General features: G+C 48.0%; 21 protein-coding genes. 9 read left to right on the plus strand and 12 right to left on the minus strand.

Going from position 1 to position 21,731, the window contains the following annotated elements; all coding sequences use genetic code 11:
* Positions 1-56 precede the first annotated feature (56 nt).
* Positions 57-1,706, minus strand: a complete 1,650-nt coding sequence (locus tag PTW35_RS20990) for an ABC-ATPase domain-containing protein (RefSeq protein WP_281028822.1) — start codon at positions 1,704-1,706, stop codon at positions 57-59.
* Positions 1,707-1,909: 203 nt separating this feature from the next.
* On the opposite strand from PTW35_RS20990, the gene PTW35_RS20995 reads away from it, so the two are divergent.
* The gene (locus PTW35_RS20995; RefSeq protein WP_281028823.1) at positions 1,910-2,149 is read left to right on the plus strand and encodes a hypothetical protein; all 240 of its coding nucleotides are present in this window, start codon (positions 1,910-1,912) and stop codon (positions 2,147-2,149) included.
* Between the two features lie 82 nt (positions 2,150-2,231).
* Here the strand turns inward: PTW35_RS20995 and PTW35_RS21000 are convergent, their stop codons facing one another.
* From PTW35_RS21000 to PTW35_RS21010, 3 genes are read right to left on the minus strand one after another with little or no spacing between them, the layout of a single operon-like run.
* Positions 2,232-3,569, minus strand: coding sequence for an ATP-binding protein (locus PTW35_RS21000; protein WP_281028824.1), 1,338 nt, complete (start codon positions 3,567-3,569; stop codon positions 2,232-2,234).
* Complete coding sequence (locus PTW35_RS21005) at positions 3,559-4,218, minus strand: response regulator transcription factor (protein WP_044621227.1); 660 nt, start codon at positions 4,216-4,218, stop codon at positions 3,559-3,561. Before PTW35_RS21005 ends, PTW35_RS21000 begins: the two co-directional genes overlap by 11 nt.
* Positions 4,215-4,562: a PepSY domain-containing protein gene (locus tag PTW35_RS21010; protein ID WP_044621226.1), complete on the minus strand. Its 348-nt coding sequence runs from the start codon at positions 4,560-4,562 to the stop codon at positions 4,215-4,217. The genes PTW35_RS21005 and PTW35_RS21010 overlap by 4 nt, the downstream gene beginning before the upstream one ends.
* A 268-nt stretch (positions 4,563-4,830) precedes the next feature.
* Between PTW35_RS21010 and PTW35_RS21015 the strand changes: the two genes are divergently transcribed.
* The gene (locus PTW35_RS21015; RefSeq protein ID WP_281028825.1) at positions 4,831-6,717 is read left to right on the plus strand and encodes a methyl-accepting chemotaxis protein; all 1,887 of its coding nucleotides are present in this window, start codon (positions 4,831-4,833) and stop codon (positions 6,715-6,717) included.
* A 60-nt stretch (positions 6,718-6,777) separates the two neighbouring features.
* On the opposite strand, the gene PTW35_RS21020 is transcribed toward PTW35_RS21015, so the two are convergent.
* A complete protein-coding gene (locus PTW35_RS21020) occupies positions 6,778-8,430 on the minus strand; it encodes an AMP-binding protein (protein ID WP_281028826.1) in 1,653 nt (550 codons plus the stop codon).
* Positions 8,431-9,061: 631 nt separating this feature from the next.
* On the opposite strand from PTW35_RS21020, the gene PTW35_RS21025 reads away from it, so the two are divergent.
* Both PTW35_RS21025 and PTW35_RS21030 read left to right on the plus strand, forming a co-directional pair.
* The gene (locus PTW35_RS21025) at positions 9,062-9,523 is read left to right on the plus strand and encodes a TetR family transcriptional regulator (RefSeq protein ID WP_281028827.1); all 462 of its coding nucleotides are present in this window, start codon (positions 9,062-9,064) and stop codon (positions 9,521-9,523) included.
* Positions 9,524-9,636: 113 nt separating this feature from the next.
* Positions 9,637-9,828, plus strand: coding sequence for a YtxH domain-containing protein (locus tag PTW35_RS21030; protein ID WP_281028828.1), 192 nt, complete (start codon positions 9,637-9,639; stop codon positions 9,826-9,828).
* Between the two features lie 71 nt (positions 9,829-9,899).
* On the opposite strand, the gene PTW35_RS21035 is transcribed toward PTW35_RS21030, so the two are convergent.
* The 4 genes from PTW35_RS21035 to PTW35_RS21050 all read right to left on the minus strand — a co-directional run bounded on the left by PTW35_RS21035 (position 9,900) and on the right by PTW35_RS21050 (position 14,298).
* A complete protein-coding gene (locus tag PTW35_RS21035; protein WP_281028829.1) occupies positions 9,900-11,231 on the minus strand; it encodes an NCS2 family permease in 1,332 nt (443 codons plus the stop codon).
* Between the two features lie 40 nt (positions 11,232-11,271).
* Positions 11,272-12,372, minus strand: coding sequence for an adenosine deaminase (locus PTW35_RS21040; RefSeq protein WP_281028830.1), 1,101 nt, complete (start codon positions 12,370-12,372; stop codon positions 11,272-11,274).
* A 151-nt stretch (positions 12,373-12,523) separates the two neighbouring features.
* Complete coding sequence (locus tag PTW35_RS21045; protein WP_281028831.1) at positions 12,524-13,444, minus strand: LysR family transcriptional regulator; 921 nt, start codon at positions 13,442-13,444, stop codon at positions 12,524-12,526.
* A gap of 62 nt (positions 13,445-13,506) precedes the next feature.
* Complete coding sequence (locus PTW35_RS21050; RefSeq protein WP_281028832.1) at positions 13,507-14,298, minus strand: M48 family metallopeptidase; 792 nt, start codon at positions 14,296-14,298, stop codon at positions 13,507-13,509.
* A gap of 92 nt (positions 14,299-14,390) precedes the next feature.
* On the opposite strand from PTW35_RS21050, the gene PTW35_RS21055 reads away from it, so the two are divergent.
* The 4 genes from PTW35_RS21055 (at position 14,391) to PTW35_RS21070 (ending at position 16,915) form a co-directional block, all read left to right on the plus strand.
* A complete protein-coding gene (locus tag PTW35_RS21055) occupies positions 14,391-14,822 on the plus strand; it encodes a hotdog fold thioesterase (RefSeq protein WP_281028833.1) in 432 nt (143 codons plus the stop codon).
* A gap of 2 nt (positions 14,823-14,824) precedes the next feature.
* Positions 14,825-15,058, plus strand: coding sequence for a DUF3389 domain-containing protein (locus PTW35_RS21060; protein WP_281028834.1), 234 nt, complete (start codon positions 14,825-14,827; stop codon positions 15,056-15,058).
* A 192-nt stretch (positions 15,059-15,250) separates the two neighbouring features.
* Positions 15,251-16,162 (plus strand): phosphotransferase, encoded by a 912-nt coding sequence (locus PTW35_RS21065; RefSeq protein ID WP_281028835.1) that lies wholly within the window; start codon positions 15,251-15,253, stop codon positions 16,160-16,162.
* 132 nt (positions 16,163-16,294) lie between these two features.
* Positions 16,295-16,915, plus strand: a complete 621-nt coding sequence (locus tag PTW35_RS21070; RefSeq protein ID WP_281028836.1) for a RimK/LysX family protein — start codon at positions 16,295-16,297, stop codon at positions 16,913-16,915.
* A 44-nt stretch (positions 16,916-16,959) separates the two neighbouring features.
* On the opposite strand, the gene PTW35_RS21075 is transcribed toward PTW35_RS21070, so the two are convergent.
* Positions 16,960-17,775 (minus strand): DUF2797 domain-containing protein, encoded by an 816-nt coding sequence (locus tag PTW35_RS21075; protein ID WP_044621215.1) that lies wholly within the window; start codon positions 17,773-17,775, stop codon positions 16,960-16,962.
* Between the two features lie 166 nt (positions 17,776-17,941).
* Here PTW35_RS21075 and PTW35_RS21080 point away from each other — a divergent pair, with 166 nt between their 5' ends.
* A complete protein-coding gene (locus PTW35_RS21080) occupies positions 17,942-18,388 on the plus strand; it encodes a cytochrome c (RefSeq protein WP_044621927.1) in 447 nt (148 codons plus the stop codon).
* An 80-nt stretch (positions 18,389-18,468) separates the two neighbouring features.
* Here the strand turns inward: PTW35_RS21080 and PTW35_RS21085 are convergent, their stop codons facing one another.
* Both PTW35_RS21085 and PTW35_RS21090 read right to left on the minus strand, forming a co-directional pair.
* A complete protein-coding gene (locus PTW35_RS21085; RefSeq protein WP_281028837.1) occupies positions 18,469-19,149 on the minus strand; it encodes a cytochrome b/b6 domain-containing protein in 681 nt (226 codons plus the stop codon).
* Positions 19,150-19,316: 167 nt separating this feature from the next.
* Positions 19,317-21,695, minus strand: coding sequence for a fatty acid cis/trans isomerase (locus PTW35_RS21090; RefSeq protein WP_281028838.1), 2,379 nt, complete (start codon positions 21,693-21,695; stop codon positions 19,317-19,319).
* Positions 21,696-21,731: the final 36 nt, after the last annotated feature.

Here is a 21,731-nt window from a genome sequence, read left to right on the forward strand (position 1 = left end):
GTGTAAAAAAGCCCACAACATGCAAATGTTGTGGGCTTTTGATTATGTAGAATGAATTATTTGAATTCAGCTTTGCGCATACGGTTCAGTACAGCCATGACTTCAATCACTCGCGGCTTGGCGATATCACCGTAGTTCGGCATGGTACGGAACCACTCATCACTCGCCAGCATCTGGCTGAAGGCTTTACTTGGTGATTTTTCCCAGCCCTTGCCCTGTGCAATCTGGAACCATAACCAACCGATAGCATGCAGTTGGCTCGAGTCGGCGACTTGCTCCAGTGCTTGAAGATCAATGAATTCACGGCCGAAGCGCATAGACGTCTTGTCTTTGACCTGGATACGGAACTTGCCGTCTTCCAGCTGTGCTTTTAGGCCGGCACGGTTGAGCTTACGCGTACGCGGACGGGCGATTTCACTACTTCCCTCCAGCTGGCGGCGGGTAGGGTGAGACGCGACCACCTCTTTCGCTTTCTCGGTCACATCCAGTGCCTGATAGTTGTGCATCTGGATAACTGTATCGGCGACGTCCAGGTAGTCACCTGAGCCTCCCATTACCAGCAATACCGATACGTCCAGCTGGTCTCTTAGCAATGAAATACGATCGACAAGCGGGGTGATGGGTTCGTCGTCCTTGGCAATTAGGGCCTGCATACGCTCATCACGGATCATGAAGTTTGACGCAGAGGTGTCTTCATCAATCAGTAGGGCGTTAGAGCCGGCTTCGATAGACTCTTGTAGCCATGAGGCCTGGGAAGTGGAACCTGATGCATTCTGGGTAGAGAACATGCTGGTGTCCTTGCCCATTGGTAGGTTGCTGATGTATGGCGTTAGATCGACGTTGTGTACACAGCGGCCGTCTTCTGCACGGATCTTCGACGCTGATTCATCAGTAACAATGTACTCTCGGCCATCACCAGGAATATGGTCATAGACCGAGTTCTCGATGGCATTTAGCAAGGTTGATTTACCGTGGAAGCCGCCACCGACAATCATGGTAATACCTTTAGGGACACCCATACCGCGAATCTTGCCGCGGTGAGGTGCTTCCAGTTCAACCGCAAGGCTCTCTGGGCTGACAAACGGAAGGGCGTCAGCCATCGGCAGGTCACTGTTACCGGCCAGACGAGGAAGGATACTGTCGTCTGCAACAAATGCCATTAAGCCTTTATCCGCAAGCTGCTTGCGCAGTGCCACCTGATCTTCGACGGTTTCACAATGACGCTTTAGCTCGTCCATCGGCAATTCACGGGCGATCGTGGCGCGACGGATGATCTTTGGCATGGTGAACGTCAGTAGGTTTGCCGTTTTCTTGGCAATGATTGTACGGCCGTCTGATGGCAAATCTACGCGAAAGCGCAATTCAAGTGCGTCATCGTCAAAGACAACGGCGGTGCGGTCTAGAACGGCTTGTCCCGGGCGGTCGATTTGAATCTCGTTGATCTGCTGGGCCAGTTCAGCGAAATGGCGGGCAATGAAGTCACGAGCTGCACGCTGGTAGTCAGGGGACTGCTCTTTTAGCCATTCAAGATCGGTCAATGACCACTTGCGGCGTGCACGCACACGTGACGCTGGCGCAAAAGGGTCTGATTGAGTGATATCAATGAAGAAATCGAAGTCAACGAAATGGTATTCACCGCGCAAGCTGGAGTAGCTGCGGTAATTATGACGGTCAATTTTATGTAGTTTTGCTTCGAGTAATTGCATGTCGCCTCGATACCTTCGTTAGAAATTCCGGGGGCAGGATTCTACACTAAACGCCTTGAATAAGCATACAAACTTTACTAATAGCTGCATTTTTTCTTAAAGCCAACACCCGAATGGGACCTAGACCTCTACCTTGGTCTAATTGAGCAATGGGTGGGAATGGCATTTAATCAGAGTGTAGATGATGAAAAAGGGAGTACACCATGCTGCAGTTATCAATGACCGTTGCCGAGTACCTGTTGATTCTGGCTGGGCTAGCCATGGTAGGAAACGGGATTATTTTGTATGGCCGTCGGACAAGCGACTGGACTGGTGTTTTGAAGATGTTTTATAACCGTATTGGCATGTCCGTCGAAGAGTTCAAATGGTATCGGTTGGGCGTGGCCTCTCTCGTGTTGGGTGTGATTGTCAGAATAGTGAGTCTGATTATTTGGCCGTTATAGCCATAATAACCACTAGAACCATTGATAAATAGCGGCGAGCGCTTGCTCGCCTAATGGTCTTTTGTCGTGAGAATTGGCTTTGTCATTTTCTTGGTTTGGGCAGCGTTATCGATGCTTTCAACCCGCCAAGCTGACTCCGGCAAAGGGTAAGCTCACCACGATAGCTATGGGCTAACTCGGTGACAATATTCAATCCCAGACCTGTTCCGGGCGTGGTTTCATCGAGCCTGACGCCTCGTTTGATTGCGCTTTGATAAGCATCATCGTCAATCCCGGGGCCATCATCTTCAATAACCAGCAATACAGACTCCGAAGTTTGCTCTGGCTGGTGGACCCTTATCAAGCTATTGGCCCATTTGTAGCTGTTCTCAATCAGGTTACCCAAGATCTCGTCGAGATCTCGCTTTTCGATTGCGACCTGCAAATCACTGTCCAGCTCGTTAACGAGCACAACGCCCCTGTGTGCATATACCTTGTCCATCGCCATGGAGATAGCATCAACTCGGCTTGAAGGGGCAGTTTTAGCTGACAGGATGTTACTTGCCCCTGCCATTCGTGCCCGGCCGAGGTGGTAGTCGATGTGCTGCTGGAGCTGCTGCAGCGACGGTTCAAGTTTTGAACGCTCCTGAACATTGAGGTGGGCGACCTCATTATTGAGTACAGCGATCGGTGTCTTCAGGGCGTGCGAGAGGTTGCCCGCGTGATTTCGCGCCCGTTCTAGCAACTCTTGGTAATGAAATAGCAGGGCATTCAAATCATCGACAACAGGTCGGATCTCGGCGAGATAGATGCCACTCAATTCCGAGGCTTCCCCTTCACGGACTTGTTTCAAGCTTTTTTGCAAGCGCCGCAGTGGCCAGAGTGACCAACTTACCTGCAGCCAGATTAAGCACAGGATACCGCCTGCCATGACAAGTAAAATAAGCCACAAGCCGCCGGTGAGTTGGTTGAGGGTTTTCAGCAATCTTTCTTGGTTGATTGCAACCGTCAAGGTGACAGGCTCATCCAGTTCGGGCAGAAGAATATTTCGGGTCAAGACAATTAGCGATTGCTTGTTGGGGCCAGCATAACCTGATTCCTCATCACCGGTGATACGGGTATCCCACAATGAGCGAGAACGTAATTCGTTATCGGCAACATTCAAAGTCCAGTACAGACCGCTATAAGGTTGCTGGAAGCGAGGGTTAGACAGGGCTCTTGGGGGGATCAAATTCCCTTTGTTGTCGACATCTATCTGTGCGGTTAATTCGTCAAGATAGATATAAAGCTGGTGTTTTTCCTGATCAACCAGGTAAGTTTTGATGAACGAGGGCATCAGGTAACCAGCGGCAAGGGTAATACCTAATAGCCACACAGCCGCGGCAATAAGCAAGCGGCTGCGTAAGCTTGGTAAAGAGGTGTGTGGGGCTCTAATCGGCATTGATACGATACCCGAGTCCTCTTACGGTTTTAATAACATCACCGCCGATTTTGCGGCGTATGCGGCCAATGAACACTTCAATCGTGTTGGAATCGCGGTCAAAGTCCTGCTTGTAAATATGCTCAACCAACTCGGTACGGGAAATGACTTTATCGGCATTGTGCATCATGTACGAGAGCACCTTAAACTCCAACGCGGTAAGATCGATACTCTCACCATTGTGCATTACTTTTGAAGTGCGGGTATCGAGGCTAAGACCGCCGATTTGGATAACGGGTGAGGCATTGCCGGTAGAACGTCGGACCTGTGCACGCAAACGGGCTACTAGTTCAATCATCTGGAAAGGTTTGGTCAGGTAATCATCGGCACCGGCATTTAGCCCTTCGACACGCTGGGTGAGTTCGTTACGGGCACTGAGAATAATGACGGGGCAGGTGACGTTCTCGTCGCGAATGCCTTTGAGCACCGTCAGGCCGTCTAATTTAGGCAGGCCTAAATCGAGGATGATACCGTCCCATGGCTCAGAGGTGGCACGGTATAAGGCATCGATGCCATCACTGGAGAGTTCGGCTACCCAGCCGCTATGTTCTAAACCTTCAACAATTTGTTCGCCCAAGGCTAATTCATCTTCAACGACGAGTATTTTCATTGGTCTACCTTGATAATGTTTTCAAGACCCCGGCCTTTTATTTCGAGAATGGTTAACGTTTTCGCATCGTATTCCACTCTGACAATATTATTATTGGGGTCGATAAGCTTTAATTCATAGATCCAAATGTCATCATCCTCTTCTAACTCGACACGAATGATCCGGCCGTGAAGCTGTTCATCGACTTTGGATTGTAGAGACGAAAAAGGCTGTACCAGCCCTTGTTGAACAGCTCGCATAACGTCGTCGTGGTCTTCTTCAATTTCCAGCTCAACGCTTGCCAGTGCTGAAACTGCAAAAAAGAGAAGTGACAAAATGGCTATGTATTTGCTTTTTCTATTCATACATTGAATTGTAACTGATTGTACGTGAACCGAAAATGAATATACCCAAGTGATTGTATGTTGTATGTGCGAATACAGACAAAATGCCATTTATTTCTTGAATATTATGAGGAGTTGGTCGTTATAAATAGAAATGACCGCTAGAAATAGCTATGCATACCTGCTTGATTTTTTTGAATAAGCCAGGCGTTTTTAGTGGTAGATCATGATATTAACTCGTGCCACACACTATAATCGCACCAATTTTGTTTCGAGATAAAGGGACGTTATGCAATTATCCTTAAAAACAAAACTGTTATTGTCGAGTTTTGTTGCCATTTCTATTACCGCTATAGCCCTTGGCGGTTTCTCTTACCATTCAATGAAAACCCAGGCTTGGCAATCGATTGAAAGTGAAAGCCGCAATACCTCGGTAGCGGTCACCAAAGGGATCGGTGACTGGCTAGCCAACAAACAGGCTGCTGTTAACGCTGTGGTAAAAACGATGGCCGGCAATAATGCGCCAGATATCGTTGAGCATTTGAAGCAAATGCATGTCTCCGGCGATTTCAGTTTGAGTTTTTATGGCAACCAGCAAGGTGATATGTACCGCCAAGATCCATCCCTGAACCGTGCAGGATATGATCCACGTGAAAGGGGCTGGTACAAGGAAGCTTCATCAGCGCGCGCGGCAGTCGTTACAGCACCGTATATGAGCCATACCATGCAGACGTTGGTTGTTACCTTGGCCGAGCCTGTGATGCAGGGTGGTCAGCTCAAAGGTGTCGTAGGTGCTGACTTGGCACTCGGTGACTTGATGCGTGATGTATTGAATATTCCGGTACTGGGACAAGGTTATGCCATGTTACTTGATATGGATAACCAGGTGATTGTCGCTCACCCTAACCGGGATATGCAGCTAAAGCCCATTACTGATCTGAGGCTGAATTCGCATATGCTGCGAAGCGAAATGCAGGATGACGGTTATTTCCTTAGTGATTTCGATGGGCGCGAGCGTGCCGTAGCAATTCATGCAGTCCCTAATTCGGGCTGGGCGCTGGTAATGGTGATGGATAAGTCTGCGCTTGAAGCTCCGCTCAAGAGCATGCTGATTGACGAGCTGCTTATCGGTCTGGTGATTCTGGTTGTGGTGTGCGGTTTGATCAGTTTACTACTAACAAAGCAGCTGAGTGAATTGAAAAAAGTATCAGCAGCCTTGGCAGATATTGCCCATGGGGAAGGGGATCTAACCGCCCGGATCCCGGTAAACAGCCAAGATGAGGTTGGCCAATTGGCCGAAAGCTTCAATCAGTTTGTTTCGCATCAGCATGTGATGGCGTCTAAACTGCGTGATATCGCCTTGGAGCTAAACCGTAACGCTGCCGATGCCGCGACCGCGTCAACTCAACGTAGCCATAATATCCGCCAGCAGCAAGATGAGATCACTATGGTGGCGACGGCGGTAACTGAAATGGCAAGTGCAACACAGGAAATCGCAGGCAATGCTGAGAATACGGCGAAAACGGCAGAGCAGGCAGTTTCGCTGGCGGGGGATGGGCATCGCCAAGTAGGGCAAAGTCAGCAGTCGATTGGTAATTTGGCCAATGAAGTGACCAATGCAGCTTCCATTATTGAAGATCTCAATGAGCATGCGTTGAAAATCAGTACCATTCTTTCGACCATTCGCGCTATCGCTGAGCAGACCAACCTGCTGGCGCTCAATGCTGCCATTGAGGCCGCTCGTGCCGGAGAGCAAGGACGAGGTTTTGCGGTTGTTGCCGATGAGGTACGCGTCCTTTCTCAGCGAACCCATACTTCAACGCAAGAAATCCAAACCATGATTGAGACTTTGCAGACGACAACGCATAACGCCGTTACAGTGATGAACGATAGTCATCAGTTGGCTGATACCAGCGTACAGGATGTTGATGCTGCAGGTGAAAGTATCAATAGTATTGCCAGCGAGATAAATGTGATTAGTGACATGGCGACGCAGATTGCCTCTGCGGCCGAAGAGCAATCGAGTGTTACCGCTGAAATCAGCCGCAATACCGAAGGTGTCCAGGAGGTTGCTAACCAAATGGCACAAGAGGCCATGGAAGCCGCTCGACAAGCTGAGTCCCTAAAAGCGTTAGCTGGGCAGTTAGAGCAGGAAGTACAACGCTACAAGCTCTAATCTCTGGATAAAAAACGCCCCCGCTAATGCGGGGGCGATGTTTTCATGGTTAGTCAGACGTTATTCTTCCCACTGTACCAGTTTATCTTTCGGCCAGTTAGCGCCAATATCGTGATACTTCTTCTCTAGAAGATGGCGCTTGATTTTCAATGTTGGCGTCAGAATACCGTTTTCAATACTCCAAGGCTCTTTGATCATCAGCACCCCCTTAATCTTGGCATGTGACTCAAGCTCTTGGTTGAGGGTATTAATAACGCGCTCAGCCGTACGTGCGTAACGCTCGCGGTCAAAGTTGGGGAAGTCATGCGGTACCGCTAGCAAGATGGGGGCAGGCATACCTGAACCCACCACACACATCATTTCGATATTGGCAAGCTCGAAGATACGCTTCTCGATTGGGACCGGTGAGACAAATTTCCCTTTGGCAGTTTTAAAGGTGTCATTTTTACGCCCCTGAATTGACAGGTAGCCGTCCTCATCCATAAAGCCGATGTCACCGGTATGCAGCCAGCCATCCTCATCGAACATTTCTTTGGTTGCTTCTTCGTTTTTGTAATAGCCGGAGAATAACCCCATACCGCGGACCAAGATTTCTTCATCGGCTGAGACCTTGATTTCGACGCCAGGGCCGGCATTACCAACGGTACCGATTTTATCACTGCGGAATGGGTGGTTGAGTGTGCTGTATGCAAAGCTCTCCGTCATCCCCCAAGCTTCGGTTATGTTGAGACCGATGCTTTCGTACCAACGCAGCAGGGCTGGCGACACAGGTGCAGAACCACAGCCTAGGACTCGAGCCTTGTTCAAGCCCAGTCCGTCAGCTAACTTGCGTTTTATGACGCCCGAAATGAACGGAATCTTAAGCAGGATGTTGAGTTTAGCTTGCGGCAGCTTTTCCAAAATACGTTGCTGGAACACTGTCCACAGGCGCGGAACCGAAATGAACAGGGTCGGGCGGTGCATTTTAACGTCGTCGATAAAGGTATCGAGTGATTCAGGGAAGGCTACTTGCATTCCTGACATCACGGATGAGCCGAAAATATAGACGCGCTCGGTTATGTGGGCGAGTGGCAGATAAGAGAAAAGGCGCTCGCCCTCTTGCATGCCGATGTGGTCAACCAGTCGTTGTGCCGACCAGGCAAATGAGCCATAACTTAGCATTGCCCCTTTGGGTAGCCCTGAAGTACCGGAGGTATAGACAATTGACATCAAATCATCTTGCTGGTGCTTGGGACGCTCTTCAGAGGGAGCGTGTTGGGACAGCAAGGTATTGAAGTCGTGGTCACACTTCGGCGCAGATGGGTAGTTGAAGGCAATGGAAAGAATATCAGGGTGTTTTTCCATTACCGAGATAGCGGCCTTGCTATCATCAAGCTTACCGATCAGCACTGCTTTCGATTCACTGTGGGTCAAGCAGTGCTCGATCGTTTCCGGGCCGGCCGTGGGGAAGATCGGTACGCTGATATAGCTTCCCAGCATCAGTGCGAGGTCGGAAATGAACCATTCAGCACAGTTCTTGGACATCAGGGCGATACGATCACCAGGTTTGAACCCTTGGGCACGGAGAGCGCTGACAAGCCTCAACGCTTTGTCAGCTACCTCTGCATAGGTGAAATCTACAAATTGTCGGTTGATGATCTGGCGAAGATACACATCATCTGCGCGTTCTTCTGCCCATTTGAGAATCATTTCATTTGGCAGTGGTTGAGTCATCAGAGTGTCCCTTAAGCGATCCGATTGCAGAGGTAGAGTCATACTTCGATCCTTCCATGTTGTGTTTTTGTTAAAGTAATGCTAATTCCATTGTTTGGTCAAGTAGTTATTTGCGATTAACCTGTCACGAAAAACCACTGGACTTGAGCAACATCGATAAAAATAATTAGTTATCAAAGATTAAAATAGAACAAAATTCAAACAGGTGTACAATATTTTTACAATTGATGGCCTATCTATAAATTGCTGTTTCTATTACAATAGTGACAATTTTATGTCATGAATGAAGTTATTCTTGGTTGTGGAATTACGTTAAATTAGTCGAAAGTGCTGAAGTGATGTGCCAAGGCATGTGAATAAGTTGTCTTATGAATGATGAGTGGTCGTTTGTAAACAAAGGATCTGTGTAAGGGCTGAGCTCTTTATTTCATGACATTTTCGGACTTGAAACTGTGGGTTAAACGGTAATATTATCCATTAACGGAATGATATCTTGTATTGTGTGACTTGTTACTTGTAACAAAGTGGCATCAAGTAGGGTTTCAACACATTTGCTTAAATGGTTACGTAGCCCGCTTTGGAGTTCGGCGGGTCTTTGGGTGATCAATTAGAATCATAGAGTCAACGCATTATGCCAAAGCGTAGTAAAGAAGATACTGAAATTACCATCCAAACGATTATGGATGCGGTGGTGGATCAAATTTTGACGTTGGGATACGACAAAATGTCTTACACCACCCTGAGCAAGCAAACGGGGATCTCTCGTACAGGCATTAGCCACCACTTCCCTAAAAAGCAAGATTTCGCCACTGCATTGGATGGCCGTATTTTCCGGTTGTTTGTCGAGAAGCTCGATCTTGATAATGGCTTGGCTGGCTTTTCTTCAAGCTGGATTACGGCACTGGATGATGAAAAGTTTAAAGCGACATTGCGTCTTCTGTTTCATCATATTGCCTCTTCAGAAACGACCAGTGAATTTGCTAAGCGTGGCATTGATAGGCTCTATAATCTATGCCTTGAGCGTTTTGGCGAGGAAAGTCAGAAAGAGCTTGAGTGGTTGCTGGGCAAGTCGTTAATTAGGCTGGTTCGCTAATATATTGTTTAATAAAGCAGCTTCTTCGGAAGCTGTTTTTTGTTTGAAGTTATATAATTTAATTAGAGGCGGGAATAGCCTCGTTAGATTGGGTTTGCGTAGAGAAGATTACGATGTTGAAATATATAGTATTGGCACTGGTTGGTTTGGGGGTTTATATCGGTGTGACTTATAAAGATCAAATAGAAGATCTCACCAATTCACGTTCATTCGAAGATGTACAGGATGTTTTTGAAGACGTTTCAGACAAAGCTTCAGATACTGCCAGTGAGCTGAGTGAAAAATTCGAAGAGCTGAAGCAATAGTAGTTGGTTTATCTGCTTGCTTGAATGTATAAAAAATACCGGCGATTTGCCGGTATTTTTTATGTACATAATTAATGTGAAGAGATGATATAGAAGTAGTAAATCATCGAAGAGGCAATCACATATACAGACCAGTGATCTTCCTTGTACCGTCCTGTGGCTAGCTTTAAGAAGGCGTATACCAACATAGCGGCTGCAATACCATTCCCCGCGTTAAAGCTAAAGACGCTCATTACCACACAAACGAACGCAGGCAGATATTCTGTGATGTCGTCATAGTTGATTTTCTTCATTGAGCTCATCATTGCTATACCGATGTACATCAGCACAGGCGCTGTGGCAACGGTAGGTATCATTCCTGCCAAAGGGGCAAGAAAGAGGGTGAGGCAGAAGCAGGCAGCGGTCACTAAAGCTGTGAAGCCAGTACGCCCACCAGACTCAACCCCGGCCGAACTTTCTACATAGGTTGTCATAACTGGGCATGAGAAAAGCGCGCCAAAGGTTGTGGCACTGGAGTCAACATGAAAGTTCTTTTCGATACCCGGTAGGTTGCCGTCTTTATCCAAGTAACCTGCTTGCGCGCCTATCCCGAGCATGGCTCCCAGTGTAGAGAAGAAGTCAGGAATAAAGAAGGCCAACAAAAATGGCAGGTATGCAGGACTGAGGGCACCTAGCACGTCGAGCTGGAATACCATGTTATCAATACTGCCTGGTACGCTAAAGAAGTTAGCCGGAATAGATGTGATCCCCAAAGGAAGGCTGAGAAGGGTGGTGAGGATAACAGCCAGAATGATACCGCCTTGGATCTTCCGAGAAACGAAGAAGAGGACCATGAAAAAGCCGAGTACAGCGGTGATTACTTCCATTGAGGCGAGATCCCCGAAAACCAGCACATTCTTTCGGGGATCGGCGATAACAATACCCGCCTGCTTAAATCCCAACAGGGCGATAAACAAACCGATGCCGACACCTACAGAAACTTTCACGCTGTGCGGGATAATCCGGACTACAAAGTCGCGAACGCCGAGGAAGGAGACCAGCATGAACAATACGCCGCTGATAAAGACAATACCGGCAGCGATACTGAGAGGGACGTCATTGCCTAGCAGGGTGAATGAGAAGATCGCAACGCTGCCAAGACCAGGGCCCAGGACAAAAGGCCGGTTGGTGTAAAGTGCCATCGCAATCGTCGTGATCACTGTCATCAATACCGTGACGGTCAGCGCGCTCTCGAACGGAATACCGCCTTTGCTCATCATTCCCGGAACGACAGCGACCATGTAGGCCATAGTCGCAAACGTGGTGAGACCGGCGATAATTTCGGTTTTTAAATTGGTGTTATTTCCCTTAAAGTCAAACCACTTAGCAATACTCAAAGCTGGTTTGTCAGCGATAGTTTCCATGGATTCCCTCTACATGTCTTTATAATATTCGTCGATGTGATTAGCGTCGGTAGCAAATTTTCATTTCTGGCGAGATGCTTGGCTCAGCGGTTAATTTTGATCTGAGCAGATCGAACTCATCGCTCCATTCCGCTAGCCATTGTTGCTTAGTACTGTCAGGCATCCAGCAGGCTTCAATACTGTTGAGCATCATTTGTTTCAAACTCTCAAGGTCAAAACCAAAGTCTTCGACCATTACCCTGTAACAGTTGGCACTGTCTGTGTTGTGTATATGCCAGTCGTCGGTACAGGGAATGATGTTCATACCAGCCTTGGCCATCGCCCTGATAGGGTGATGCCAGCACCAGTCTTGGTAGCGCGGCCACTGTTTGAAGTAGTAGGTATTGGATGGGATAACGGTAAAAGGGATCCCTTTCTCGGCGTACTCTTTGGTCAGGGCTGGATTATCAATGATGGTATAACCATGATCAATACGATCAACGCCGATCAGCTCAATGCCGGTTTCGACGTTGCGCCAATGTAAGCCAAACTCAGAGCAATGGGCTGTCAGTTTGTAGCCATGCTGCTTTGCCAAACGGTATGCCTTCCAAAACTTTTCAACCGGGGCGTCGTGCTCTTTGTAGTCAATGCCGATACCAAGCACATAGGGGTGGGGGGCAGCAATCATGTCCTCCACCATGGCGATGGCTTGTTCCGGTGACTTCTCGCGGTTGATAGAAGGGATCAGGCGAATAACGATTCCCATGTTCTGGTAAGCACTGTCAATCGCATCAGCGAGTGCACACGTGACTTCGGCGTAGCTCAGGGGGGTATCCGATGGGTTCCAGAATGTCTCGATATACTTAACACCACAAGCATGGGCGTCTTCAGCGACCTCCAGCAGTACTTTGGCATAGTCGCTCGGTTCACGCATTAACTGGTAGAGGAAGGTAAGTGCCTCAATGCCGCCTTTTACAATTCCCGTTTCTGCTTGATAAGCACGGTAGTAGGCTTTGGCTTCAAGTTCACTGAGTACAATGTCGTATTTGTTTGCAAACCACAACATAGTTTCAAGCCTAACCCCACCTAGCAGGTGGTAGTGAAGATCGGCTTTAGGAAAGCGGTGATAGAATTCTGTGAGCGTGATTGGAGCTGTTTTCACGGTTACCTCTTTGACGCAACAATTTGCGCAAACGTTTGCCTTTGGGCGGGAGTATCGCTCTGATCAACTGTAAAGTGAAATGCAATTATTGGTATGCCAGTGCCGATTCGGCACTAGCCTGGGTGGGAATAACGCAATTGGCACTAATGTATTAGTTGGGCTGCCATGACCGGTTGATTTGCCAACCTGTTTTTACGCTGTGTTGCAGATAGTCCCATAGTTGCTGGGCATCTTGTCGTAAAGGGGCGGAATTGCGGTATAGCCTGATCTGGTAAGGAAGCCGGAATTGTTGCGGGGAGACGGCAATCAGCTTGCCGGTATCCAGTTCTTGGCGTATTTGGGCATCGGGTAACCAAGCCAACCCTTTTCCCCTTAATGCCATATCCTTATGGAGTTGACACATCGAACTTTCAAACACCGGGTAAGTATTGAGTGATTCGAATTTCGGTTGATACTGCTCGATAAGCCTTGCACTGTATGATTCTGCGCTGTATTTGAGTATCGGGCATTTCATTTCCAGCGGGTTGTATAGTGCACCTCCTCGTTCGTCTGCGGCGGAAACCAGCAGAAAGTCACCATGGCCGATACACAGGTTCTGAAATGGCGGCTGAAGCAGCGAGAGAATTTCGAAGCCTAGCAAAAAATCGCAACTTGCTTCGGTTAGCGCCTCCACGGCAAAATCAACCCGTAAAATATCGATAGAAAAGTGTAGGTTGTGCTCTTGATTGATGAATTCTGTCAAATCCAGCAGAGTCGGTGATGACAGCGAGTGGGGCGTGGCGATGCGAATCGGATTTTGCAGGGGTTGCTCAATGCCATTGAGCATCTTTACTCCTGCCTCCATCTGTGAAACCAGGTTTTGGGCAATGGTTCGGAATTGTCTGCCAGCGGCGGTGAGGCTAATAGGTGTTGTCGTTCGGTCAATCAATGTGTGGCCGACAGCTTTCTCCAGCGCTTTGATATGGCGGCCAAATGCAGGCTGGGTGATATGTCTGGCTTCTGCTGCTCGGGAAAAATGCTGCATGTCTGCCAGCATTAAGAAGTCTTCGAGCCATTTTGTATCTAGGTTCATCGCATCTGTATATAGTGGTTACGAGAAGTAGGAGTAAAGCACCGCATTAGGGTGCTTCACAGTTACATTCTACATTGTGGTTTTGCCGTGCTGTAACTTGGCAACTTGGCGATTTCCGCCCGTAAGTCATCGATCCGGCTTGAGTGAGACGGGTGGGTCGATAGCAGTTCTGGCGGTTGATTGCCTCCTGATGCTTTCGCCATGTTCTTCCATAGGCTGACGCTTTCATTTGGGTCGAAGCCAGCTTCAGCCATTAATCTCAGGCCAATAATATCTGATTCAGATTCTTGGGCTCGGCCGTAAGGCATCAAGACACCATATTGCACTCCAAGGCCTAAGCCCGCCATTGCCGCATCATGGTAATCAGCTCCGCCCATAGCGGCGCTGGAAATTTGCAGACCCATGTTGGCAAGTTGAGTTCGCGACAGCCGCTCGTTGCTGTGCTGGGCCAGGACATGGCCAATTTCGTGGCCAATGACAGTCGCAAGTTGATCTTGATTGGTCGCAACGTTCAACAGGCCGGTATAGACGCCGATTTTACCTCCGGGCAAGGCGAAGGCGTTAACCTGGTCGCTGTCAAAGACTACGACTTCCCATTGCCCTGCAGCCTGAGATCCACCAAGGCGGGTTGTCAGTGCATCAGTAACACATTGAACGTACTGATTGGTTTTTGCGTCCGTATGGACTTTTTCTTGTTCTTTTAAGGCATCGAATGACTGTGCCCCTAACTGAGACATATCTTGTTCAGAGAACAGCAATACTTGCTGCCTGCCCGTCGGGGAGCTACTGCAAGCTGTAAGTGCGATTGCCGAGGCAATAATGCCCGCAGTCGCGAGAGGTTGAAAGCGATTCATCTAAGACTCCTTTCATTTTCATATAAACCGCAATAGCGGAATTATACAGTTGCTGTATCATTCTCTCCAAATAAGATTGTTTGGATAACGTGATGAGTATTTGGAAAAAATCCTTCACTCTTGAAAGTTTAAATGAGACGTCCGTAAATACGCTAGTCGAGCACCTGGGAATTGAGTATTCGGCGTTTGACGACAACAGTCTCTCTGCGGTTATGCCTGTTGAGCCTCGTACACATCAACCACTAGGGATGTTGCATGGTGGCGCCTCGGTAGTACTAGCCGAGACCTTGGGCTCTCTGGCTGCCAATATGTGCGTCGATGACGGTAAATATTGTGTCGGTCTTGATATCAATGCCAACCACCTTCGAGCAATGCGTAGTGGTCATGTTGTCGGCAAGGCCTATCCAGTTCACCTAGGGGCGACAACCCAGGTATGGCAGATTGATATCAAGGATCCACGGGGCCGAATGGTATGTACCAGCCGGTTGACGATTGCGGTAATGAGACACAAGAAGGCGGTGTAAACATGACGATTGTTTTTTCAGCTGGCCGCATCATTGCCAATCAGCATGAAGTCGTGGTTCGGCTCGATGGGACTGCCCGGGTGTCGTTACAAGCCGCTGTTGATGATATTACACTGCTTGGCAAGGGAGCGAATGTGGTAACTGCCTTGGGCTCAGGAGTTAACTGGTCCCTCCGTTTAGACTCCGAGCAGCAACTCAAAGATTTGGCTAATGTCATTGGAATTGCCATTCAGTGATCGGATACCCAAGTAACTTACGTTATTTGGGTATTTTTATGAGAGCTTGAACTCATATTTGACTATGGCAACCACAAATTGGCTTCTAACAGGTTATTGTATAGTAAGGTTAGGTAAAACAAATAGTTATATAAAATAATCGCCTTAACCTGTATAGGAAAGTGAAGTCAATGACTGATAAAGGAAGCTAGGTTGAATAGAACACAGCTAAAAAAGATCGCAGAGTTTAGCTATAAAACAATGTTTCGTCAGGCACCACAGCTCAGTGAAATTCATGAAACTTTTTATGGTTGGGTGGTTTTCCTCGCATCTGAAAAAGCCAAGGTTGTGGTGAAATTTACCCGTGAGATTGGGCGGCAGGCTAAGGAGATTAAGGGGCTCGAACGTCTGCGACAAGCGTTACCATGCCCAGTACCGGAGGTTTTGTATTTCGGACGGGAAGAGGGTTACGAATTTATCATGCTGGAGTGGTTGGAAGGAATTTCGGCCCATCAAATACCCAATGATCCCATCGCTATAAACCGTTTTTCTCAAAGCTATCTTACGCTTTTGCACACTTTGCATGAGATCAATGCCCCACAGGGATTTGAATCAGAACAGGGACAATTTCACACCAGTTTGCCTACGGCTTTTTCAGATTGGATGGGGTCGGTATACCGATACATTATTAGTGAGGTTTCACCTTTTTCTCCGGCCCAGAAACAAGCTTACCAATCTCTCTGGGCGATGAAGGAAGAAATTCTGTCCACAGCATCGCCGGTATCTTCGTTAATCCATGATGATTGCCATATAGGGAATATTCTGGTTGACCCGAAAAGTTTTGAGGTCAGCGGCGTGCTTGACCCCTGTGATGTTGGGTTTAAGCACCGGGAAATGGATATCTTCCATCTTTATGATGTGAGGCCTGAATTAAGGCTAGCCGAACGCTACCAGCAAGACGTGAGCCTGCCTCCGGGGTTTGAAATTAGGCGCTGGTTCTTCAGCCTGTGGGATGATGCTAAACACAGCAGAAATATGGGCTGGTATGATGAAGCTTGGATACAGAACAAACTGTCTACATTTAATCAGACAGCGAAAGCAGAATATGGCACAGTGTTGTTTTAGTACAGTTGTTAGATTGTGATCAAGCGAATCAATTTTTGGATGATGCCAATGATTGACCGTACTATGTTATAAATAATGTCGAAGTAAGTATCTGGTCGTATTGCGTATCTTGATGTTGTAGGGATGAAGTGAATGAGAAAGTCGGCAGTATATTTTGCGCTAGTATTGCTAGCGGGTTGTGCCCAGCAGTCAGGACAACAGACAGTGCCTACGCCCGTACCAGAAATTGGCGGAGGCGTTACAGAGCAACCAGTCACTCCGCCGGTTGTTGAAACTCAGCCTCCAGTGATCCCTGAGTCGCTCCCTGAGCCAAAACCTGAACCCGAGGTTAAGCCAGACCCCAAACCGCAGCCGGTTGTAACCAAGACTGATGACGGTAAATTAATCTTGGGTAGTGAGGAATGGCTATGGATAGCCCAAGCACAGCAACACATTCGAGCCAAGGTCGATGGTGGTAAGTCACTTTCTTCTATTGGTGTCAGCAATGTTCAGGCATTTGAACGGGACGGCAAGGATTGGGTCAAGTTCAGTGCAGGGGGGCAAGAGGTTGAATTGCCGGTCGAGCGTTGGCTCAAGAAGAAAAGCGATTCGCCTCAGGCTGTTGTTAAATTGAGGGCGAAATTGGGTGAGCTCAATGAGCTAACCGAGTTTGCGCTCACGGCTGGCAAAGGGATTGTGCTGGGGGTGAACTTTATCCGCGATGTTGCTGTGGTAGACAGTAATCGGAAGTATGTTCAACCCAAGGTGAAGTAATTACGAAAACGGCTGAGTTACCTTCAGCCGTTTTGCTTTTTGCCTTATGGCGTTTCAACCGAGACTTCATAGCTGGTGAATTTGCGGATGTTTATGACGCCGGTGTCAAAAATCAGGTACTGGCCTTTGATCCCCAATAATATGCCTTCGACAACTGGCTCTTTGTCGAAGTTGTGCGACGCTATTTTTTTCGGGTACTCAGTGACAGGGTACTGGATCTCTACGATCTCTTCTTCAAGCTGTTCTACCGCATCCTCCCCGTATAACTCAAGCAATTGATTAACCTTTTGGGCTACCTCCGGCAATAGGCGTTGGGCCTCTTCCTTAAGTGCGATAGGTGAATTATCCCCTTTGAGCATTGCCCGCCAATTGGTTTTGTCCGCCACTAGCTCGGCTAGTGCTATTTCGGCAAGGCCGGATATTTGGCGCGTTTTTACCTTCAAAATAGGTAATGCTTGTGTTGCACCCTGGTCAATCCAGCGGGTTGGCAATTGGGTATGACGCGTGATACCGACTTTTAAGCCGGATGTATTCGATAGGTAGACATAATGGGGAACCATACAGTTCTCCTCTCCCCATTCAGGTTCACGGCATGTCCCTTGAGCGAAGTGGCAAGTTTCCGGTTTCATGATACACATGTCACAACGTGCTAATTTCTTCATGCATGGGAAGCAATGGCCTTGAGAGTAGCTTTTTTTGGTTTTCTTTCCGCAGGCATCACAATAGATATTGCCTGTGTGGGTGAGCTTGAGGTGCTTGCCAATCAGTGGGTTGAGTGGAAGTAGTTCATCGCCAACAGGCAGGTGGTATTCAACCACATTGCTGAGTTGGGATTTCATTTTACTGAGTGTTCCTAGCATGACTTTGCTCTTTTTTATGTAATGTAAATAAATGTAATCTTCAATGCCGGGTTGTTTACATGTCTGTAACCCGCTGTATCATTTCACATATGCTACCAAGTATGCAAAACCCAAGGGTGAATGCTTGGTTCGCTATAAATGGAATAATAACAAAGGGGAAGAAGTCATGAAAAAAATTCTTGTTGCAGGAGGTGTTATGCTTGCAGCCAGTGTATCTGCAACGCCTTTTGAAAAGCCCGAAGATGCAATTGAATATCGCCAAGCCGCTTTTACCATGATCGCGACTAACTTTGGTGATTTGGCAGAAATGGTTAAGGGACGCAAAGAGTGGGATCAGCAAACATTTAGCCAACGCGCCCAGTTTATTTCGCAGTTGTCCTATATGCCAGAAGAAGCTTTTAAAGTGGATGGAACGGATAAGGGCCAGACCAAAGCCAAGCCAGAAATTTGGTCTGATTGGGACGGTTTCAGTGTTAAGCTGGACAAGTTTCAAACCGATATGGCGAATTTAGCTAAAGTATCGCTAGACGGTGACGAGCGAGCGACGAAGCGTGCATTTGGTGAAGCGGCTAAAAATTGCAAGTCTTGCCATAGTGATTATAAGTATCGCTAAGCCTTGGCTTCGACGGCGTTAACGCCGGTAAGATAAAATGCAAGGAAGGTAGGTGCCAGACGTATGTCTGGCATTTTTGATCATAGCAGGTAAGCCACGACCTCCTGGCCGAGGGTAAAATAGACAACCGTGCCAATAATGAGGAAGATCCCCCAGGCAAAAAGACCGTTGGTCATCTTCGGTGCACTGTTTGTTCCTATGGCCTTCCTTCCCGTCAACATGGGCGTGACGAGGTTATCTTTGCGTAAAAAATAGAGCATTATCGCAGCAAGGTGTACGCAGATGGCACCAAGGATGAGATTGAAATTTACTGCATGGATCTCGGTGAGAAAGCTGCTTGTTTCACCGCTGATAAGATAGGCAAAGGGGCCTTCAGATATAATATCGTCGTTAGCGAATAAGCCTGTTGCCAGCTGGGCGATGAGCAGCAGCATAAAAGCAACGACCATATAAGCGCCCGCAGGATTGTGGCCTGCTGATGGGGGATTCGTCTGCTTATTGCCCCTAGTGCTAGTTGCCAAATATTGGATCACAGCTCGGGGAGATCGCACGAAGCGATGGAACTGAGCCGTTTCACTGCCGATGATGCCCCATATCAGGCGAGTAGCTAACAGCGCCAACAATAGATAGGCCAGGCTAAAATGCCAGTCCATTAGTCCTTCGGTGCCGGTATACCACAAGCCTCCGACAGTAAAAGCTTGTAACCAGTGATAGCCACGGATAAAACTGTCCCACACCGCGGGCTGGTTGCTGAGCGTCATGACTGATTCCTTTCGTGTAATATGCATGGGGTTTTGCTTTACGTTATTTAAACATATTGGTGGCAATAATTAACTTGTCTTTTCATTTGTTTACAGTTGTGGTTTTTTTCAAGCGCCATAAAAATAGGCCCCTTTCGGGGCCTAAAGTGTAGTCATGAATGCTTGTGTTAGCGGTTTTCTATCCGGTTATAATCAAGTAACCCAGCTTCAATTGGGAACATACGCTGGTTTAGCTCGTTTAACTTATCACTGAAAGACCAGAAATCCGGGCTGGTTCTACGCAAACCATACCGGTCGAGGAACTGGCGGTAATCCTCCTCGCTCTGAATGGTGTTTATCTGATTGGCTGCATCTTTTAGATCCGCCTCTTGCAGATACCAAAATGCCCTTGGATAACTGCCCAGTAGTCCTCTGACCAAAGTGACATTATCTTGCTCGTATAGACGGTTCGACTCCTCATCGAACAGGCTAGAGATATTTTTATGTGCGCTATTGCGGATCAGGGTAAACAGCTCAGCTTGTCGGCCTGATTGGGCGGGCTCTACCATAATGAATGTCACTTCGGGCAATAAGCTCGCTTGAATTCCGCTAAGTCGGTTCAACTGGTATAAGGCTTGCGAGTTGTTTGCGTACATGCTTGATTGGGTGAAATCATAGCGGTCGGGTAATACAACTTGAAGCTTTTGTTGCAACATGCCAAATAGCTCATTCTTCGGCTGAGGTGTATGGAAGCTAATACCTGTTGGTTGTTCAAATGCGTTTATATCACCCTGAAGATAATCACTCAGGTGCTTGCCTGCTCCCTGATACCAGTAGGCCAGTTCTTGTCGGCGAACATCAGCCGGAAGGAGAGAGAGGAAGTTAGACTCGCCTTCCATACGTAAGAAGTCCATATACATACGCGTGACCAGCTGGTGGCCAAAGTTACCGTATACGTCGAAACCCGCCACCAGCAGGTAGTGGATACGCTCGAGTAGGGAATAATCAATAACCCAAGCGGTCTTGGGATGATCTCCCACGAGTCCCTTTGTTACTGTGGCACTGTCAAAATGACGGAACACCGTAAGGCTAGCATTGTCGTTGTAGCCGTCACCATCCCAGATCAAGTCTGTTGTGAGGTGCTCGCCATTCTCGAACGCATCGTTGAGAAAGGCGTTCTTTGCTTTGAGGAACCGCCCTTGTTGCTTGGCGTAAGAAATCCAGTTAGATATGGGCAGGGTGTTACTTTCGTTTTCAGCCGGTAAGCGTAAATTCTCTGCTTGTGATGCGTAAAACTCATCAACCGATGGGGTATTGGCCATTGCAGGATCAACAAAGAAGACCCAGAAGTGATCATTGATAACGTTCAGCGCGAGCTGCCCACGGCATACCGGTCCTTTGATAAAGCCCATGATGGTATTCTGTGCATTGTCGATCATGAAGCGGTATCGGCTATCAACCGGTATTTGCTTAAAAGCAATCAGCGGGTTAGCTGCAATCTCCGGGTCGTAGCTAGGCAGTGAGGTTACTTCATAATCTGGTTCGATAAAGAGCGTATGCAAACGGGCAAGCTTGGCATGGTTCAGTGCGTAAGGCATATGTGTTTTGTCGACAATACTCTCTCTTACCGGCTGGAATCGATAGTAGACACGGTCGACGCCCGGATCATCGTAAGGGCGTCGAGTGGCAATGAGATCAATGGGTGTGCCTGGCGCAGTACGAGAACGAACGAGCTTGAAAAAAGTCGGCTGCCGTTCGTCGGAAAAGTAGAGATGGGAAACAAACAAGTGCTCATAGATGTAGCGGCTAGCCAGTTGTTGCTTAAGGCTACTTCCATTGAGTACAGTCTCCCACTCGGCAACTTTACCGAGGGTTTGTTGACCGGGTGCCGGTGCCGCTGTCATCATGCCACCATTGGCCAGCCAGTCCATCAACACCTGATTCTCTTCATCACTGATTTGGGGTAGGCCGTAGGGCATTCCCCACTCTGGGTAGCTTTGTTCATAGGTAGCCATTTCCTCGATGGTCGGACACTGTTGATCACGATCCAAAGAAAAATCCCACTCATCGTGATTGAGAACTTTCTGATCTGGTAAAGGGTGGGCCTGTTTTAGCTGCAGCATCCTCGCCATAACCCCAGCTTGGGTATTGGCTTCTTCCGATTGCACACGTTCATTCAGCACCGGATTAAAACCTTTCTCGCGCCATTCAGCCGTTGATTGCGCATCAATAAACATCCGGGTGGTATTGGCCGCCAAAAGGCGGGTGCCTTCATAGACTTTTTGCTTGCTGGCTCCTCGGTCGATCCCTTCTGCAGATGACAGTTTCAATTGACAAGGCGCATCGTAGCAGGCGTGGCAAACCACACAGCGATTTTCAATAATGGGCTTGACCTCGTCTAGATAGTGATTGGCAATGGGAGAGTCGGCCGGTGCTAACCTTTCTTGGGGCTGGGGTTTGCCATAAAGCTGATCCAGGGTAAGTCCGGCATAAACAGCGCAACCCGAGAAAAATAGCGTCAGTATCAATAGCAACGAATGTTTTCGGTGTTTGTTTTTTATACTCATTCTGTATTGTTCTTTTGTTCTACACCAGCAAATCGC

The sequence above is a fragment of the Photobacterium sp. DA100 genome (assembly GCF_029223585.1).
Lineage (GTDB): Bacteria > Pseudomonadota > Gammaproteobacteria > Enterobacterales > Vibrionaceae > Photobacterium.

What these genes read in the sequence shown, in the direction of transcription:
- PTW35_RS20990 (WP_281028822.1), bottom strand. Translation starts at nt 1,706, where the DNA reads ATGCAATTACTCGAAGCAAAACTACATAAAATTGACCGTCATAATTAC.
- PTW35_RS20995 (WP_281028823.1), top strand. Translation starts at nt 1,910, where the DNA reads ATGCTGCAGTTATCAATGACCGTTGCCGAGTACCTGTTGATTCTGGCT.
- PTW35_RS21000 (WP_281028824.1), bottom strand. Translation starts at nt 3,569, where the DNA reads ATGCCGATTAGAGCCCCACACACCTCTTTACCAAGCTTACGCAGCCGC.
- PTW35_RS21005 (WP_044621227.1), bottom strand. Translation starts at nt 4,218, where the DNA reads ATGAAAATACTCGTCGTTGAAGATGAATTAGCCTTGGGCGAACAAATT.
- PTW35_RS21010 (WP_044621226.1), bottom strand. Translation starts at nt 4,562, where the DNA reads ATGAATAGAAAAAGCAAATACATAGCCATTTTGTCACTTCTCTTTTTT.
- PTW35_RS21015 (WP_281028825.1), top strand. Translation starts at nt 4,831, where the DNA reads ATGCAATTATCCTTAAAAACAAAACTGTTATTGTCGAGTTTTGTTGCC.
- PTW35_RS21020 (WP_281028826.1), bottom strand. Translation starts at nt 8,430, where the DNA reads ATGACTCAACCACTGCCAAATGAAATGATTCTCAAATGGGCAGAAGAA.
- PTW35_RS21025 (WP_281028827.1), top strand. Translation starts at nt 9,062, where the DNA reads ATGCCAAAGCGTAGTAAAGAAGATACTGAAATTACCATCCAAACGATT.
- PTW35_RS21030 (WP_281028828.1), top strand. Translation starts at nt 9,637, where the DNA reads ATGTTGAAATATATAGTATTGGCACTGGTTGGTTTGGGGGTTTATATC.
- PTW35_RS21035 (WP_281028829.1), bottom strand. Translation starts at nt 11,231, where the DNA reads ATGGAAACTATCGCTGACAAACCAGCTTTGAGTATTGCTAAGTGGTTT.
- PTW35_RS21045 (WP_281028831.1), bottom strand. Translation starts at nt 13,444, where the DNA reads ATGAACCTAGATACAAAATGGCTCGAAGACTTCTTAATGCTGGCAGAC.
- PTW35_RS21050 (WP_281028832.1), bottom strand. Translation starts at nt 14,298, where the DNA reads ATGAATCGCTTTCAACCTCTCGCGACTGCGGGCATTATTGCCTCGGCA.
- PTW35_RS21055 (WP_281028833.1), top strand. Translation starts at nt 14,391, where the DNA reads ATGAGTATTTGGAAAAAATCCTTCACTCTTGAAAGTTTAAATGAGACG.
- PTW35_RS21060 (WP_281028834.1), top strand. Translation starts at nt 14,825, where the DNA reads ATGACGATTGTTTTTTCAGCTGGCCGCATCATTGCCAATCAGCATGAA.
- PTW35_RS21070 (WP_281028836.1), top strand. Translation starts at nt 16,295, where the DNA reads ATGAGAAAGTCGGCAGTATATTTTGCGCTAGTATTGCTAGCGGGTTGT.
- PTW35_RS21075 (WP_044621215.1), bottom strand. Translation starts at nt 17,775, where the DNA reads ATGCTAGGAACACTCAGTAAAATGAAATCCCAACTCAGCAATGTGGTT.
- PTW35_RS21080 (WP_044621927.1), top strand. Translation starts at nt 17,942, where the DNA reads ATGAAAAAAATTCTTGTTGCAGGAGGTGTTATGCTTGCAGCCAGTGTA.
- PTW35_RS21085 (WP_281028837.1), bottom strand. Translation starts at nt 19,149, where the DNA reads ATGACGCTCAGCAACCAGCCCGCGGTGTGGGACAGTTTTATCCGTGGC.
- PTW35_RS21090 (WP_281028838.1), bottom strand. Translation starts at nt 21,695, where the DNA reads ATGAGTATAAAAAACAAACACCGAAAACATTCGTTGCTATTGATACTG.